Source organism: Seleniivibrio sp. (assembly GCF_021209385.1).
Lineage (GTDB): Bacteria > Chrysiogenota > Deferribacteres > Deferribacterales > Geovibrionaceae > Seleniivibrio.
On sequence record NZ_JAJOIL010000023.1, the window covers coordinates 63,359 to 79,276 of the forward strand.

Annotated in this window: 19 protein-coding genes; 7 read left to right on the plus strand and 12 right to left on the minus strand. The window is 46.3% G+C overall.

All coding sequences use genetic code 11. The annotated features are described in order from the left end of the window. Positions 1-257: 257 nt before the first annotated feature. The gene (gene hypE / locus LRY47_RS07180) at positions 258-1,244 is read right to left on the minus strand and encodes a hydrogenase expression/formation protein HypE (RefSeq protein WP_295223741.1); all 987 of its coding nucleotides are present in this window, start codon (positions 1,242-1,244) and stop codon (positions 258-260) included. A 320-nt stretch (positions 1,245-1,564) separates the two neighbouring features. Here hypE and sulP point away from each other — a divergent pair, with 320 nt between their 5' ends. Next, positions 1,565-3,217 carry a sulfate permease gene (gene sulP, locus LRY47_RS07185; protein ID WP_295223742.1) on the plus strand — a complete coding sequence of 551 codons (1,653 nt, stop codon included), beginning with the start codon at positions 1,565-1,567 and terminating at the stop codon, positions 3,215-3,217. A gap of 33 nt (positions 3,218-3,250) precedes the next feature. Here the strand turns inward: sulP and LRY47_RS07190 are convergent, their stop codons facing one another. Next, the gene (locus LRY47_RS07190; RefSeq protein WP_295223744.1) at positions 3,251-3,595 is read right to left on the minus strand and encodes a carboxymuconolactone decarboxylase family protein; all 345 of its coding nucleotides are present in this window, start codon (positions 3,593-3,595) and stop codon (positions 3,251-3,253) included. 95 nt (positions 3,596-3,690) lie between these two features. Here LRY47_RS07190 and LRY47_RS07195 point away from each other — a divergent pair, with 95 nt between their 5' ends. The 4 genes from LRY47_RS07195 (at position 3,691) to LRY47_RS07210 (ending at position 6,320) form a co-directional block, all read left to right on the plus strand. Further along, a complete protein-coding gene (locus LRY47_RS07195; RefSeq protein ID WP_295223746.1) occupies positions 3,691-4,545 on the plus strand; it encodes a LysR family transcriptional regulator in 855 nt (284 codons plus the stop codon). Positions 4,546-4,555: 10 nt separating this feature from the next. Next, positions 4,556-4,954 (plus strand): acyl-CoA thioesterase, encoded by a 399-nt coding sequence (locus LRY47_RS07200; RefSeq protein ID WP_295223747.1) that lies wholly within the window; start codon positions 4,556-4,558, stop codon positions 4,952-4,954. Positions 4,955-4,965: 11 nt separating this feature from the next. Next, positions 4,966-5,787 carry a nitroreductase family protein gene (locus LRY47_RS07205; RefSeq protein WP_295223748.1) on the plus strand — a complete coding sequence of 274 codons (822 nt, stop codon included), beginning with the start codon at positions 4,966-4,968 and terminating at the stop codon, positions 5,785-5,787. A 254-nt stretch (positions 5,788-6,041) separates the two neighbouring features. Then, positions 6,042-6,320, plus strand: a complete 279-nt coding sequence (locus LRY47_RS07210) for an RNA-binding protein (protein WP_295223749.1) — start codon at positions 6,042-6,044, stop codon at positions 6,318-6,320. Between the two features lie 141 nt (positions 6,321-6,461). On the opposite strand, the gene LRY47_RS07215 is transcribed toward LRY47_RS07210, so the two are convergent. Continuing rightward, positions 6,462-6,947 (minus strand): glutathione peroxidase, encoded by a 486-nt coding sequence (locus LRY47_RS07215; protein WP_295223750.1) that lies wholly within the window; start codon positions 6,945-6,947, stop codon positions 6,462-6,464. Positions 6,948-7,072: 125 nt separating this feature from the next. Between LRY47_RS07215 and LRY47_RS07220 the strand changes: the two genes are divergently transcribed. After that, the gene (locus LRY47_RS07220) at positions 7,073-8,407 is read left to right on the plus strand and encodes a TolC family protein (protein ID WP_295223751.1); all 1,335 of its coding nucleotides are present in this window, start codon (positions 7,073-7,075) and stop codon (positions 8,405-8,407) included. Here LRY47_RS07220 and LRY47_RS07225 read toward each other — a convergent pair. The 9 genes from LRY47_RS07225 to LRY47_RS07265 form a co-directional block, all read right to left on the minus strand. After that, a complete protein-coding gene (locus tag LRY47_RS07225) occupies positions 8,397-9,512 on the minus strand; it encodes a DegT/DnrJ/EryC1/StrS family aminotransferase (RefSeq protein WP_295223752.1) in 1,116 nt (371 codons plus the stop codon). The genes LRY47_RS07220 and LRY47_RS07225 overlap by 11 nt on opposite strands. 70 nt (positions 9,513-9,582) lie before the next feature. Then, a complete protein-coding gene (locus tag LRY47_RS07230) occupies positions 9,583-10,650 on the minus strand; it encodes a flagellar basal body P-ring protein FlgI (RefSeq protein ID WP_295223753.1) in 1,068 nt (355 codons plus the stop codon). 10 nt (positions 10,651-10,660) lie between these two features. Continuing rightward, positions 10,661-11,524 (minus strand): flagella basal body P-ring formation protein FlgA, encoded by an 864-nt coding sequence (locus tag LRY47_RS07235; RefSeq protein ID WP_295223754.1) that lies wholly within the window; start codon positions 11,522-11,524, stop codon positions 10,661-10,663. 5 nt (positions 11,525-11,529) lie between these two features. Then, positions 11,530-12,318: a flagellar basal-body rod protein FlgG gene (gene flgG, locus LRY47_RS07240; RefSeq protein WP_295223755.1), complete on the minus strand. Its 789-nt coding sequence runs from the start codon at positions 12,316-12,318 to the stop codon at positions 11,530-11,532. A 180-nt stretch (positions 12,319-12,498) separates the two neighbouring features. Continuing rightward, entirely contained in the window at positions 12,499-12,666 is a 168-nt protein-coding gene (locus tag LRY47_RS07245) for a hypothetical protein (protein ID WP_295223756.1), read from the minus strand. A 335-nt stretch (positions 12,667-13,001) separates the two neighbouring features. Continuing rightward, positions 13,002-13,688 (minus strand): flagellar basal body L-ring protein FlgH, encoded by a 687-nt coding sequence (locus LRY47_RS07250; RefSeq protein ID WP_295223757.1) that lies wholly within the window; start codon positions 13,686-13,688, stop codon positions 13,002-13,004. 115 nt (positions 13,689-13,803) lie between these two features. Beyond that, positions 13,804-14,013, minus strand: a complete 210-nt coding sequence (locus tag LRY47_RS07255; protein WP_295223758.1) for a hypothetical protein — start codon at positions 14,011-14,013, stop codon at positions 13,804-13,806. 241 nt (positions 14,014-14,254) lie between these two features. Further along, positions 14,255-14,530: a hypothetical protein gene (locus LRY47_RS07260; protein WP_295223759.1), complete on the minus strand. Its 276-nt coding sequence runs from the start codon at positions 14,528-14,530 to the stop codon at positions 14,255-14,257. Between the two features lie 7 nt (positions 14,531-14,537). Then, on the minus strand, positions 14,538-14,669 hold the full coding sequence (locus tag LRY47_RS07265) for a hypothetical protein (protein ID WP_295223760.1): 132 nt from the start codon (positions 14,667-14,669) through the stop codon (positions 14,538-14,540). A gap of 108 nt (positions 14,670-14,777) precedes the next feature. Here LRY47_RS07265 and LRY47_RS07270 point away from each other — a divergent pair, with 108 nt between their 5' ends. Next, a complete protein-coding gene (locus tag LRY47_RS07270) occupies positions 14,778-15,245 on the plus strand; it encodes a hypothetical protein (protein WP_295223761.1) in 468 nt (155 codons plus the stop codon). The last annotated feature ends 673 nt before the right edge of the window (positions 15,246-15,918 follow it).

The window sequence follows — 15,918 nt, forward strand, 5'->3', positions numbered from 1 at the left end:
TATTGCATTTCTTATCTCCCCCTTTAAAAAAGGGGGATTAAGGGGGATTTACATTCAATATCAATCAAATCCACCCCTCCCCTCCTTTTGCTAAAGGAGGGAGAATAAACATGAACCTTCAGCATATCCGAGGTAAAAGCTCTCCTCTAGGCATACTGATGAAATTACATATTTTCTCCTTCCATGGAGAAAATATGCTAACGCTCATTTCGGCAAAGCCTCACTCGCTCACGCAAGCGGGTTTCATCCTGAAACCGTCAGCATATCCGAGGTAAAAGCTCTCCTCTGGGCATTTCTATAAATCTGCGTCCGCCGATGGAGGTTTTAAGTACAACCTTGCCGTCGGCAGTAACAGTTCCGGCTATTGCCGCACCCGCTCCGTTTTCGGTTTTTTTCAGCGCTTCCAGAGCCTTTTCCGCGTCCTTCTCTCTGATTATTATAACAGCTAAACCCTCGTTGGCAACCGACAATGGGTCAAAGCCCAGCATGTCGCAGAGGTAGCGAACATTCTCACGCACGTTTATGTTGTCGTCGTCCATAACAAAACCGGCACCGCACATGGCGGCTATCTCATTAAGCACTGCCGCAATGCCTCCGCGGGTGGCATCCCTTGCAAACGACACGTCGAACGGACGCACCGCCTCGAAAACGTCGTTCAGCGGAGCGCAGTCCGAATCTATCTCGCCGTCGAACCCAAGCTCGCCGCGAGCCAGAAGCACACTCATGCCGTGTCTTGCCGCATCGGATGTCAGAATGACCCTGTCACCATCTTTTATATTCGCATAATCGGTGTAATCCTTCACCGACCTTCCTATTCCGCTGGTATTTATTATAAGCCCGTCAAGAGCGCCCCTTTCAACAACCTTCGTGTCACCGCATACTATCTTAACACCCGCTTTTTCACAGGTTGCCGCCATACTGTCGATGACCTTTTCAAGGTCTTTCAGCAGATATCCTTCGGGGATAACGAGACCGAACGACAGGTATTCGGGTATGGCACCGGACACAAGCAGGTCGTTCACTGTTCCGCAAACGGCTATCTTGCCTATGTCGCTGCCGGGAAAAAATTCAGGACGCACTACAAAGCTGTCAGTGGTGAACGCTGTTCTGCCTGTTGTTTCAACCAGAGCCGCATCAGCCGCTTTTTTCAGCAGAGGATTGCCGAGCTTTGAAAATATCACGTCCGAAATAAATGACTGAGTGGAGGCTCCCCCGCCGCCCACAGCCAAAGTAACTCTGTCCATATTGATTGCCCTCTTTAATCCTTTTGAATGACCGCATTATAGCAAGACACAGTTTTTTTGACAGCATATTTTTTAAAACGGCTATTCTATTTCAGTTAAAAATCTTTTTCATTTTTCATGCATAGATTTTACTTGCATATTTTATTACTTTTTACTAATTTATCGAAGTTTCACAACGTCAAGGATATGATTACCGTTTTGGTACCTGTCTGAGGCCACCTGACTTTAACCCGCTATTTTTAACTTATGGTTTAAAGCCATCCGACCCCACGATTTCTACCACAAACGAAGAATTATACGGATAGGGAGGTTTATATCCGATGAGTTCTCGTTTAATCCCGCAAATTTATGATTGTTTTAAAGAGGGTTACGACTCAAAACGGCTGGTTAAGGACACTGTTTCCGGCATAACGGTGGGCATAGTCGCACTGCCTCTTGCCATCGCTTTCGCCATCGCTTCGGGGGTTAAACCGGAGCAGGGCATTTTCACAGCCATCATCGCAGGTTTCATAATAAGCCTTTTAAGCGGAAGCAGGGTACAGATAGGCGGTCCCACAGGCGCTTTCATTGTGGTGGTATACGAAATAGTGGTTAAGTTCGGGTACAACGGGCTTGCCGTTGCAACCATGCTTGCGGGCATCATGCTTGTGGCAATGGGCGCGGTCAAGCTGGGTGGCGTTATAAAATTCATCCCCTACCCCATGACTGTTGGCTTCACATCGGGAATCGCTCTTATTATCGGCACAACACAGATTAAGGATATATTCGGACTGGACTCGCATCCGGCGTCAGCAAGCTTTGTCCACAGGGTTCAGGCATATTTTGAATCGGCGTCGACATTCAACTCATACTCCATAGCGATTGCGGCGGCAGCGCTTGCCATCATACTGATAATGCCGAAATTTACCAAAAAGATCCCCGGATCCATCTTTGCGATAATCGTCACCACGGCAGTAGTTACCATCTTCAAACTGCCGGTGGACACCATACAGACACAGTTCGGCGACGTTCCGTCGTCACTGCCTCTGCCTGCGTTCCCGACAATTAACCTCGACATAGTAACAGCGGTGTTCCCCTCCGCAATAACAATAGCCCTGCTGGCGGCGATAGAATCCCTGCTGTCCGCCGTGGTTGCAGACGGTATGACATCCACCCGCCACAGAAGCAACATGGAGCTTGTGGGTCAGGGTGTTGCAAACTTCTTCTCCCCCATGTTCGGCGGCATACCAGCAACGGGAGCCATAGCCAGAACCGCAACGAACATACAGAACGGGGCAACGTCCCCAATTTCGGGAATGGTACACGCGTTCACACTGCTTTTCATTCTGCTGTTCTTCGGTAAATGGGCAAAACTCATCCCTATGCCGACCCTTGCGGCGGTTCTCATAATAGTCGCATACCACATGAGCGAATGGCGGCATTTCCTGAAACTTCTGAAAAGCCCGCCCGCCGATATACTCATAATGGTCGTAACATTCCTGCTTACTGTGTTCATCGACCTTACGGTTGCCATCGAAACAGGCGTTGTGCTCTCTGCCCTGCTGTTCATGAACCGTATGGCGGTGGCAACAGAGGTCAAAAACCTCGGCAAAGAGGTTAATGAAGAATACGAGGCACACGACGTTCTCAGCAAGGACAGGATACCCGAAGGGGTGGAAATATTCGAGATATTCGGTTCGTTCTTCTTTGGCGCGGTAAATCAGTTCAAGGACACCCTGCGCATCGTAAAAAAGAAACCGAAGGTCATCATCCTTCGTATGCGTACGGTACCGTTTGTTGACGCAACGGCAGTGATGGCTCTTGAAGAGGTGCTGAAAAAATCTGACAGTGAAGGAATACGCCTGATACTGTCCGGTGTTTCACCCGCTTTAATGCATACTTTCGAGAAAGCTGAATTCGTTGAAAAGATAGGACGGGAGAACATCTGTCCGCATATTGACGACGCACTTGATCAGGCGGCAAAATTCATATAAAGACAGTGGGGCGGTTATTCCGCCCCTTATTTTTTAATCTATCATGCCTTTTTCTTTAAGAAGAGCCAGAACCTTCGTGCTTTCGGCGAGTGCCATGGTTCCGCCAAGCATCATGGCAACGTGACACGCCTCGATTATCTCCGCCGCAGTTGCCCCGCTGTCTATTGCACGCATGGTCTGGGAAAGTATGCACCCCTCACATCTGCTCACCAGAGCGCCCACCATAGCCATCATCCTCTTGACAGACTGGGGAAGTGCGCCGTCGCTGTAAACAAGAGCGTCGTTCGCCATCATGTTTTTTTCAAACTCAGGAAACTTTGCTCTCATCTGTTTCGCCAGCGTAAAAATCTCCTCTCTTCTTTCAATCTGCGATTGCATAACACACCTCCTGTTACAATTTATAATTTTCTACTGTATAAAAACCCATCAGTCAAACGAATGTATTTTATGTTTTCTATCAAATTTGGTGATGAATGGAACTATCTATAGACCTGTTAAGGACTTTTGTGACGGTGGCTAGGGTTAACAGTTATACGAAGGCATCATGCCTTCTGAACATGACCCAGTCCGCAGTGAGCATGCAGATGAAGCGTCTGGAGGAACAGACGGGAAATCTGTTCATTAAACAGGGGAAAAGCTTTTCCATAAGCCCCACCGGCGAGCGTCTGCTTGAGCATGCCGTGCGCATACTGAAAGCCCACGACGACGCACTGTCCGTCATCGCCAATCCTGACATTTACGACCACATCCGCATCGGTTCGCCGGAGCTTTACGCTTCCTCGTTTCTGCCGAACGCACTGCGCAGATTCTATTCCAGATACCCCAACAGCAGAATAGATTTCTCCACATACATGAAAGAGACCATGCTCCGAAAGATAGACAGCGGCGATCTGGACATTGCCATATGCGCCGACATGCCGGAACCGTTTGAAAAGATATACACAGAAAAGGTTGTATGGGTCGCATCCCGCTGCATGTGCGCAACAAAGATGAACCCTCTGCCTCTGGCAGTATATCCCGAAGGGTGCCATATCAGAAAATGGAGCATAAACGCTCTTGAAGAGGCGGGGATACCATACCGCATAGCGTTTGTTGCCACCAGCGTTTTTGCACTGCTCTCAGCAGTGCGCGCGGGCATAGCGGTTTCTCCTGTGGGCGTCTCCCGTGTGCTTGGCGACGAAGGGGTTTATACCAGACTCACAAACATGCCGCCACTGCCGGATAATACTCTTTCCATAGTCACATCACAGAATCTGAGGTCGCAGTCGGCACAGACTCTGATAACGTTCATACGCGAAGAATTCATGCACCGCGCAAAAATGCTTTAGAGGAGGAGATATGAAAGACAGCAGATTCAGGCTCGATTTTAAAGTAAGAGACTACGAATGTGACATGGAGGGTATCGTCAACAACGCAACCTACATGAACTATCTGGAGCATGCCCGCCACGAGTTTCTTCATACTCTGGGCATAGATTTCGCAGAAATGACCGCCAAAGGCATAATAATGGTGGTAATCCGGGCGGAGCTTGAATATAAATCTTCGCTCAGAAGCGGCGACACTTTTACCGTTTGCGTTGACGTTGAGCGGGAATCGAAACTCCGCTTCACCTTCGTACAGGACATTTTTAACTCCGACGGCAAACTTGTGCTGAAGGGGAGAATTACAGGAACCGCTGTAAACAGCAAAGGAAGACCCGAACTGCCGCCTGAACTTGAGCAGGCATTCGGGATATAATGAGGTAATATATGTTAAATTTTATTGTAAGCGAATCCAAATGCACATCATGCAAGGCATGCGTGGCAGACTGCCCCGCAATGATAATCGAGCTCACGGACAAAATACCCTTCATAAAACCTGAGAACGAGAAGAAGTGCTACAAATGCCAGCACTGTCTCGCCATCTGTCCCACAGCGGCAGTGTCCATATTGGGTGTGGATCCCGATACCTGCGTAAGCCCTGACAAAGCAGCGGACTTTGAACAGGTCGACGCGCTCATCCGCACAAGACGTACTGTCCGAAAATTTAAGAATACAGACGTATCCGCAGAAAAACTGGACAAAATAACCAAAGCCGCCGCTAACGCCCCTACTGGAAAGAACGACCATCAGGTTCAGCTTGTTGTTGTTGACAGCAGAGAGCAGATGGACAAATTCAAAGAGATGGTTATATCCGTCATAGAAAAAGCGGATAAAGAGGGCAAACTGAACGAACATACCGCTATCTTCGGTGTAATGGCAAAACATTTCAGAAACGGAAAAGACATTATTTTCCGCGGCGCACCCCACATAATATTCTCAGTAACGCCGAAAACAGCCCCGACACCCCTTGCGGACGGGTTCATCGCACTTACCTACGCCGAACTTGCTGCGGCTTCACTCGGTGTCGGAACAGTCTGGGCAGGATTTGTTATGTGGCTTACTGCCGCCTTCCCTGAAATTCTCACAAACATCGGTATCGAAGACGACGTACAGCTGTCATACGCCTTACTTTTAGGTGAACCTGCGATCAAATATCACAGGGGTGTACAGCGTGATGAAATCATTGTCAGAAAAGTAAAACTCTCATAATATCGTTATTCACGGAGCAGACCGTTGAACACGGTCTGCTCAAATAAACTTGCGAACGTTCAATTTCTCTGTTACTTTTTCGGTATGATACGGCGGATTTGCTCAAACTGCCACAGGCAAGGGCTTTGAAGCCGTTAACAGGAATTCGCCCCCTTCGGGGACGGCAGAGATCGGACACCGCTCAACCTTCGCCATGACCGGTTTTCGATTGGCAAGGCATGGCGAAATAAGTTTATAGGACTAGCAGAAGTATCATGAACATTTATGTAGGAAACCTTCCTTACAAAGCCTCAGAGGACGAACTTCGCAATATGTTCGAGTCGTTCGGCGATGTAAGCTCTGTGAGAATCATCACAGACCACGAAAGCGGACGTTCAAAAGGATTCGCTTTTGTTGAAATGGCAAACGATGAGCAGGGAGCCGCTGCCATCGAAGAACTTAACGGTGTAGATTTTATCGGCAGACCCCTTACTGTTAACGAAGCCCGCCCCAGACAGGAACGCCCCCGCACGCTCCGGCGGCGGAGGACGTGAGGGAAGAGGCGGACGCGAAGGCAGAGGCGGATACGGCGGCGGAAACCGCTACTAGTTTCCGTTTTTCATGCTTCGCTGGGTACCTTGAAAGTACCTTTAAACAAACAAAAAACTGCCGGAGCGGTCATTTCCGCTCCGGCTTTATATTTTCATAAGCTCATCCGCAATATAACCGCGGATACTGTCAGGTGTTTTTGTTGAGGCAAACCGAATTACATTCTTTCTGTCCCGGCTCACCAGAAATTTAGTGAAATTCCATTTTATATCTTTTGTCCCCATTGTTCCGGGCGCCATATCTTTCAGTTTTTTGAAGAGCGGGTTGGCGTTTTCACCGTTCACCAGCACCTTTTTAAATATGGGAAAGGTCACGGTATAGTTACATTCCAGAAAATTTGTTATATCGTCCTCCGTTCCCGGCTCCTGCTCGCCGAACTGGTTGCACGGAAAACCGAGGATTACAAATCCTTCGTCTCTGAACTGTCTGTAAAGTTCTTCCAACCCCTCATACTGCGGGGTAAACCCGCATTTGCTCGCGGTGTTGACAATCAGCACCACCTTGCCTTCGTATTCCATCAGATCCTGCATCTGTCCGTTCAAAAGCGGAAATACATAATCGTAAGTAAGCATTTTCTTCTCCTGATATTTATAATATCAGACGAACTTATTTTATCTGCAATGTGCTTTTTCCCCGAACGTTCTTGACACTTTAGCAATCATCATAGATATAATCGTAAGCATACACGGAGGCGAGATTGAACCGACTGCTTATTCTTTTCGTTCTGCTCACCGCAGTATCAGCTTTTGCACAGGAGAACACCCTGCTGCTGTCTCAGGTTATCGACAGCTCGCTTTCGCAGGATGCTGAATATAACCTTGTGAAACAGGACAGGGACGCAGCAATTGACAAGATAGACGAAGCACTGGAAAGCTTTGTGCCAAGCGTAAGGGCTTCGGCAACAATGAGCTCCGCGGATAAATCCAGAGACGACTTTAAAGATATTCCGCTTTATAAGATACCCAGTGCTAAAGTTCGCCTTAGTCAGGTTCTATTCTCCGATTCAAAGCTTGCCGCAATGTCCACAAACGAAAACAGGGCAAAGGCACAGAGGCTGGTCGCCGAGGTTCTGCGTACTGACATTATTGCCGATGCCACAAAAAGATACTGCAGCGTTATCAGATACAGAACTCTTCTTAATGCATATGCGGAAGCCAACAAACAATACTCCGACGCAGCGGCAAAATTCAAAATACGCCAGATATACAAACTGGACGACACTGCCGTAAGAGGCTCTCTTCAGTCAGTGCTTACAGATATAGATCTTGTCACAGACATAAAAAATACTGGCAGCTATACTTTTCTGCCCTATGAAGTGATCTTCGCAACACAGCTTAACGATGAGCTGATGCTCCTCTTTTCAACAGAGGGCGTCAACATAGAAACACTGGTATCAAAATTTTCCGACAAGGCTCTCTCTTCGTCGCCTCAGCTTATGGCGCTTGACGAATTCATAAAGATAAATAAGCGCGACATCCTCTCCGCACAAAGGAAATTCACCGTTCCCGACGTGAGCATCAACGGAGAATACACACGATATTTTGAAGGGCAGGACACAGATCCGGAATATTTCAAAACTATGGACGAAAACCAGTGGAATATGAGCCTTAAGCTATCTATCCCGCTTTTCGACGGCACAAAAAAACAGAATGAACTGTCGGAAAAGCAGTCGGAACTGCTGACCTATTTCAACAGAAAAGCACAGGTAAAGGAAGTGGTGAAAGAAAGTATCGCCAAGGCAATAGACAAGGCGGTTCTTGCCGGACACGACTATGTTCTGAAAAAAGCGGCGATGGAAAAAGCGGATGAAAAATTCAAAGACCTTACGGCACTCCGAAAATATTCAGAGCGCAAGGCTCTGATAACCCAGCATTTCAACGCACGAACAAAATATATTGAAGCGGAATACACATTCATAATCTCAATGCTCGACGTACAGAGAGCATACGGTAAATTCTTCTTTTATAACGCAGACGACAGTGACAAACGCTTTATGGACGACCTGCTGGCGGAATTCTCCATCAGCCGATAATATCAAGCATACCGATAACTTCCGCCGCAACCGCACGCACATCATCGTCGGACATGGTTGAGCAAGACGGCAGGCAAAGCCCCGATTCAAAAAGCTTCTCGGATACCCTGCTGACATATCTGTCCGCATCTTTGAAAACAGGCTGAGTATGCATCGGTTTCCAGAGCGGACGCGTCTCAATCCCCTGATTTGCAAGTTTCACCATCAGCATTTTGGGTTCAACACCTTCAAACAGCGCAGCAGTAAGCCATCTGTTACCTTTCGCCTTGTGGTGCTGAGGCATCAGTGTTATTCGGCTGTCTCCGGCAAAGGCCTTCCTGTACTGTTCAAAAATCCTGCGCCTTGCCGCGATGCGCTCGTTGGCAAGTTCCATCTGTGCAAGCCCCACAGCCGCGTGGAGATTGCTCAGCCGATAGTTATACCCGATACTGTTATGCTCGTGATGCATCATGGGTTCACGCGCATTGGACGCAAAATATGACGCTGTCTCTATCAGGTGCTTATCGTCGGTCAGAAGCATACCGCCCCCGCCCGCTGTCAGCAGTTTATTGCCAGCAAACGAAAATATACCCGCAGTGCCGAACGTTCCGCACTGCCTGCCGTCGAAGGTGGCTCCTATAGCCTCTGCTGAATCCTCCACCAGCCGAACCCCGAATCTGTCGCACACCATAAGGATGTCGTCCATATTCGCAGGCTGACCGTATATATGTGTCAGAACCAGCGCCTTCGGCGTTTTAACACGCTTTTTAAGTGCGTCCTCAAGAAGATTCGGGTCAAGATTCCATGTGTCCCCTTCGCTGTCGATGAACACCGGATTCGCTCCCACATACATTATGGGCGCGGCGGAACCGATATATGTGAAGGTGGATGCCATCACGTCGTCTCCCTTCCCTATTCCCATGGCAGTGAGAGCAAGGTGCAGGGCGGACGTTCCGTTTATGACACCCAGCGCATAGCCTGCGCCGGTGAGCTTCTTCACAGCATATTCAAACTCCGCAATAAATCTTCCCACCGGACCGATGTTCCTGTTATCCATCGCTTCGGCAATATATTTCAGTTCGCGTTTATCGTTGCTCAAGTGTGGTACGGAGAGGTTATATTTCATAGATTTATCCTCTGAGATTTACAGGATAATATCCCGATATTCACCGCCGTACAACGTATTTTATATGCCGTTACATAAGCTGAAGATCGCCGTGGAGCGCTCCCGCTGATTTTATAGCCTGCAAAATGGATATCATGTCTCTGGGGGTAACCCCCACAGAGTTCAGAGCTTTCACAAGGTCACTTATGCTGAGAGCCTCTGGTATTATCATAAGCTGTCCCTTATCTTCGTTTACTCCCACTTCAGTCTTCTGCGACGGTTCAGCAGGTTTCGACATATCTACTGTGGATTTAACGGTGATGGTCAGGTTCCCGTGTGACACCGCAACTGTACTTATCCGCACGTCCGCACCCATTACTATTGTTCCGGTTCTTTCGTCGATTATAACCTTGGCAAGGTCGGCAGGTTCTATCTCCGTGTTCAGCACCTTGTCCATGAAACTGTAATAGTTTGTCTTCTGTGCCTCCGGAACGTTTATGACCATAGTTGACGGAGACGTTATATCTGCGACCTTCTCGCCTATAATGCTGTTGATAGCGTCCTTTGCCCTGACGAGATTTGAAAGGTTATTCTCTTTGAAGTTCAGCACGATGTTAGTTTCATTCATCTGATACTGAACTTCCTGTTCAATTATGGCTCCGTTCGGTATCGCTCCCGCCGTCGGATGGTTTTTGATTGCACCTGCTCCTGCTGCGGAAACATTCATTCCGCCAACTGATACGGGACCCTGCGCCACGGCATACACGGTTCCGTTTGAAGCGCTGAGCGGAGTCATAAGCAGTGTTCCGCCCTCAAGGCTTTTTGAATCGCCAACAGACGATATCACCACGTCCATTCTGGAACCTGCTTTTGCAAATGGCGGCAGTTTCGCAGTGACCATAACTGCCGCGACGTTCTTTATCTTCATTGAATCCTTTGAAACGGACACGCCCATTCTCTCCATCATGTTCGCAAGCGACTGAGTTGTGAACGCCGTACCGCTCTTGTCGCCTGTTCCGTTAAGACCCACAACCAACCCGTAACCGAGTAGCTGGTTGTCCCTTATCCCTTCTACGTTCGATATATCCCGCACCTTTACAAGCGCGTAAGCATTCTGCACCATTAAAACAAAGATCAGCACAGATAATAACCGTTTCATAAACGCCTCCTTACTGACGTTCTATAAGCACTTTTTTTGCCTCAACATATGTTCCCGTAAGTATCATTCCGCTGTTGATATCCAGCACATGCACCTTCTTTTCCAGATACGCATCCTCAAGCAGCGTTCCCTGCATAGCCTTCGGTTCATCCTTGGGATCTTTCAGAATGAAAACAGGAGAGCCTTTCGCCGCATCAGGCTTTCTGTCCGCCATGTTCTCAGTGATGATTTTTCCGGCTCCGATATATGCTCGGGCTGAATATCCCTCGATATCGTGCATGACATTGCCTCTGGCTCTGAAAAGGTCTACTTTCTTCAGCTTTACGTTTTCATCCGGAATAAGCTTGTCGCCCTTATTGATCTGCTTGATTGCAACATATGCATCCGAATAAGCCACGATAGACACGCTGTAGGTGTATTTTCGTGCGCCGTTGTCCAGCGTTACCGAGATATCTCCGAACCTGTTGCGCGGAATGTCTATGGTATACTGCATATTCTCAGGCAGATAATAAGGTCTGCCCATTCTGACGGCATCTATCTCTATTTCCATATCCGGATACATTATCACCAGCAGATTTTTCATATCCGCTCTCAGTCTCTCTTCGGTGAGAAGCACACCTTTACGCCTGAAAACAACTTCTTTTGCTACTTCACCTTTGAGACCGTATTTTGTGATAAGCGTCTGGCTCATAAGCCTGTTGACGATCTTTACCTGACCGTAGTCCAGACCGCATACGACGTTCTCGTCAATGTCGGAACCTTCAAAAACATCCGCAACTTTGATGCAATCGGAATCTATCAGCACTTCGTTGCCAATGTAGTTGTATCCGCTGAAAAGAATCATCGCGGAAAAAAGAAACAGAAACCTAAGCATAGTTATTACCTTTTCAGATTATTGAGTATTTGCAGCATGTCGTCGGACGTCTGAATCGCCTTTGAATTTATCTCGTAGGCGCGCTGAGCCGTTATCATGTTGACCATGTCCTCAACCACGCTGACGTTTGACATCTCCAGCGTACCCTGCTCCACTGTGCCGAAGTTGCTCTCTCCGGGGGTACCTGTCACAGGTTCGCCGCTGGCGCCTGAAGGCATATAAAAGTTCTTACCGATGGACCTTAGACCGGACGGGTTTATGAACTCTGCAAGCTCTATCTGCCCGACCTCCTGTGGCTCCGTCTCGCCGCTGAGTGTAACGCTTATGATACCGTCCTCTCCTATAGATATAGATGAGGTGTTGTCGGGTATCGTCACCGCAGGTTCAAGAAGATAACCGTTCTCATTGGTCAGGTTCCCGTTCGCGTCTATTTTCAGCGAACCCGACCTTGTATAACCAACGTCTCCGTTTGGAAGAGTGAACTGCAGATAACCTTTGCCCTCTATCGCGATGTCGGTCTCCACCGACGTCGTCTGTAAGCTGCCCTGAGTATGCACCTTTTCAACCGCAGAAACCTTGGTACCAAGACCGACCTGAATACCTGTGGGGTGGGACATACCCGCCGCCGAATAGGTTCCCGCCGCCTTCAGTTCCTGATAAAAGAGATCTTCAAAGAATGCTCTGGATTTTTTAAAGCCGACAGTATTTACGTTTGACAGGTTGTTCGACAGCACATCTATGTTCATCTGCTGTGCTGTCATACCCGATGCTGCCGACCATAACGATCTTTGCATGTTGTCTCCTTTTCGTGTCAGCAGGACGCAACTTCACTGTGTCCTGCAAACGGGTTTTTCATCAAATCCATGCCCGGCTGGGCATCTTGTCCTTATTTTCCAGAATGCCGCAGAAAAGAGGTCAGATTTTGTTTCTTCTGTGCTTTTCTGCGGCTTTTAGGCGGTGTTTGTCAGAAATGCTTATTTCCCTTTCTGAGCCGCTGCCATCATCGCTCTGGCACTGTCGGATATCTCCGCTTTGTCATACTCCTGAATGGGTGCCTTCTGCGCCGGCGCAGTTTTCACGCTTTGGTTATTTTTAACCTCGTTAGTTTGGGCAATCGCTGCCGTTGAGCCTGCAACTTGCATATGCTCCTCCTTATATAATTATTTTTCTATGCACATCTCTTGCTCAAAGAGAATTCACGCTTTCTTCACAATTACTTATCTTTCATTTCATAGCTATATAAAAGCAACATACGTGCCATTTTCAGTGTTTTTCTTAAAACTGAATTTCCCTTTATTTTAGGAAAGAATTACCCCCTGCGCGGAAAAAATGACCTCCTTATTTTATGCACATTTTCCACATACATGAGTAGTTTACACAATTTATTCACATTTGGGTTTGGTCATAAAAAAAGGTCAGACAGAACAGAAGTCCGCCTGACCTTTTCAGCGTCAGCAGTGACGGGACAAATCGTATCTTAGAAAGGTGATATCCACCCAAGAATCGAAAGAAGCCAACCGGGTATACTGGCAAGGGAAAGCTGTCCTTTGCCGTTGTATGATATCTTAGTATCCGCCAGATCGGTGGAGTTGATTGTATTATCAAGTGTTATGTCTTTAAGCCTTGCTATGCCGCTCAGGGTTATGGTCTGCTGCTGGTTGTCCACCAGAATCTCTTTATGTCCTTCCAGCACAACATTACCGGACGGCATAATATCCACTACCCGTGCGGACATTGTACCTGTTACAGAGTCACTCTTCTTCCTTGTTCCACCACCCTTGAACTTGCTGTTTGAATTTGCATTTGTACTGTTCTTGCTCATGGGTATGCCGAAGATTGAATCTGCGGAACTTGTGGTAGTCTCTTCTTTAGTGGTATTGGTATCCACTGAATTTGTGGAGAATGAAGACTCCATAATATTAATTGTGATGATCTCTCCTATACTTCTGGTCTTATAATCCAGAAAGAGACTGCTGTTGTTGCCACCGTTCGTCCAGAGAGACGGCGTTTGAGAGAGTTTGCGCTCTTCTTTTGCTTTGTTGTATTCCTCAACTTCATGCTTATAACTTTTAGATATTGCGTCGTTGTCATACTTGGCACCTGTGGCACAACCACATAGAGCCAATGCCGAGATCATCACCACAAAAAATTCATTATTCTTCATTCGAGTGCTCCGTATTATCAATGAATACGGAGATATCAATTATTGTGCCAGAATGGCTTCTGGGGGGCGTTTAAAATGTGTTAAGGTCGTATGGAAAATCAGACTATTTTGTGTTCTACGCTTTAAAATCAACTACAGAGCCGGTTTCGCTGCCTTCCACTGCATTGTTTACACCCTCTGGGGTAAGACCACTCAGCACTGTGGGCGCTGCTGCTTCTGTCTCGTCATCGTCAGAAAACATGTTATTGACTGCTGAGCCGACTTCATAGAGTATCTTTCCGGCTGAAAGCACCGTTCCCGCCATCGCAAGTGTAGTTAAGTCCATACGAGCCTCCTTGAGTAACTTATATATCGGAAATTTAAAGCAATACTCGATGCCTATAAAGGGAAAATATGATGTGATAAATGCGTCTGAAATATGCAGAATTTATGAATTACATAAAAAGCTTTGTTTAATACTGTTTTGAAAAACCGAAGAAGGGCATATGTTTGATATGAGATGAAGACGTAAATGATTTTAAAATAAAATATGTAATATTAAACTAAAAGAGGGCGTTAGCCCTCCTCTAGCAACTAGGGACATATTTGTTTATCCAATCCCAAGCTTCTTGTGAAAGCCAACCTTGACGACTTCCACAGCAGTTTATAACAAGTAGATAATCATTTTTATCAATGAATGGTTTAAGCCTGTCACATACTTGTTGTGCCGTTTCACCAGTATAAATCAAAAATGCGGATTTTTGATATTTACACCAGCTTGCAGATCTTTTAATTTCAGCGATTAATCCATCATAGTTTTGCCCTGTAGCATTAAGATCGTATGTTACATTATAAACTGCCACTCTAACCTCACTTCTTCTTGCCAGCGGCTTGTGATAATGCACTTCCTGCTGCTGTTTTACTGTTTTTTGACGTATTGGGATTTGTAAGAACTTTGGATGCTGCCGTTGCCGCTTTCGGGCTGGTTTTTCTGTCTGTCATTCTGGACTCCATTTTTTTTATTGTGCGTCTTGCACATTACTATCATATGTGTGCTATTATTTTTTTATAGTGAGCGATAGTTATAAAACCTCCCCAATATGGTGAGAAATGAAAAAAGATTATGATTTATTTGCAAGTCAAATTAGAATGATTCTTATAAAAGAATTACACAGAAATGGTGTAAGAGACTCAAAAATTGCTGATATCTCCGGACATAATGAAGCATTTATAAAGCGTCTCTGTCATGACAGTACACGAACTATCAGATTAAAAAGTTTTTTGGGTCTTTTAATTGAATTTAGAGCATTAGAAACATTACAGCAGATTAGTTCAGAGCTGAACTGCTTTGTATATGAACTTCCTGAACTTTCAAAAGATAAAAATACTGATCTTTTTCTAAAATCCGCCAATGTCCTTAAAGAGGCAGTCGCAACATTTGAATCTGTAAAAATGTCATTGGAAGATGGAAAATATGATATTGATGAGCAAGAAATAACTTGTTCTATAATTGATAACGCCATAAAAACTTTGTTGCAGCTTCAAATGAGCATAAAGTGTAATACGACCAACCAATAGATAATGAATCTTTAGCAGTACCTTATATTTCAACATATTAATAAAAGAAGCAAGAATAGATGATGCCGAAATAAGGTCGGCATTTCTGCGCTTCGCTTCGAAAGGTTTCGTAACTTCGCTTCTCGCAAAGACGATGACTTATGCTTTTGAGATGCGAGTTATTCAAGGAAAGCTGACTAAACAAGTGCCGGGCATACATGTAAGTATGTGAGGCATCTTTTTAGGAAGGTTGACGCAGAAGAACGAAGCAGATCTGAACAAGTAAGACTAGCTTGCTTCGTCACGTTATTCCTCGCAATGACGGGATATTTTTCTCAAAAGCGAGCAGTACAAGGATGATTTTGAACGACGAAAGGAGTGATTTTTGGCTAGAAGCGAGCTATACGAGGTGTAATAGACTGCTTCGTCGCTACGCTTCTCGCAGTGACAGTTAAGAGAAATGTAAATCCCTCCCAACCTCCATTTTAAGCAAGCTCGGTGCAGAAACATTCGTAAAGATAAAGCGAATGTTTTCTCAAAGGGAGGAGCAAGACAAGGGAGCCTGTATTTTATACTTAGTCTTTAGATGCAAGCAGAACAAGGCGGACGATAAAAAAGCGACGAGTGTATATAGATATACATGAGGAAGGTTTTTTTGAGGACAACGAAGTTATGCGAAGTAGATAAAGGCTAA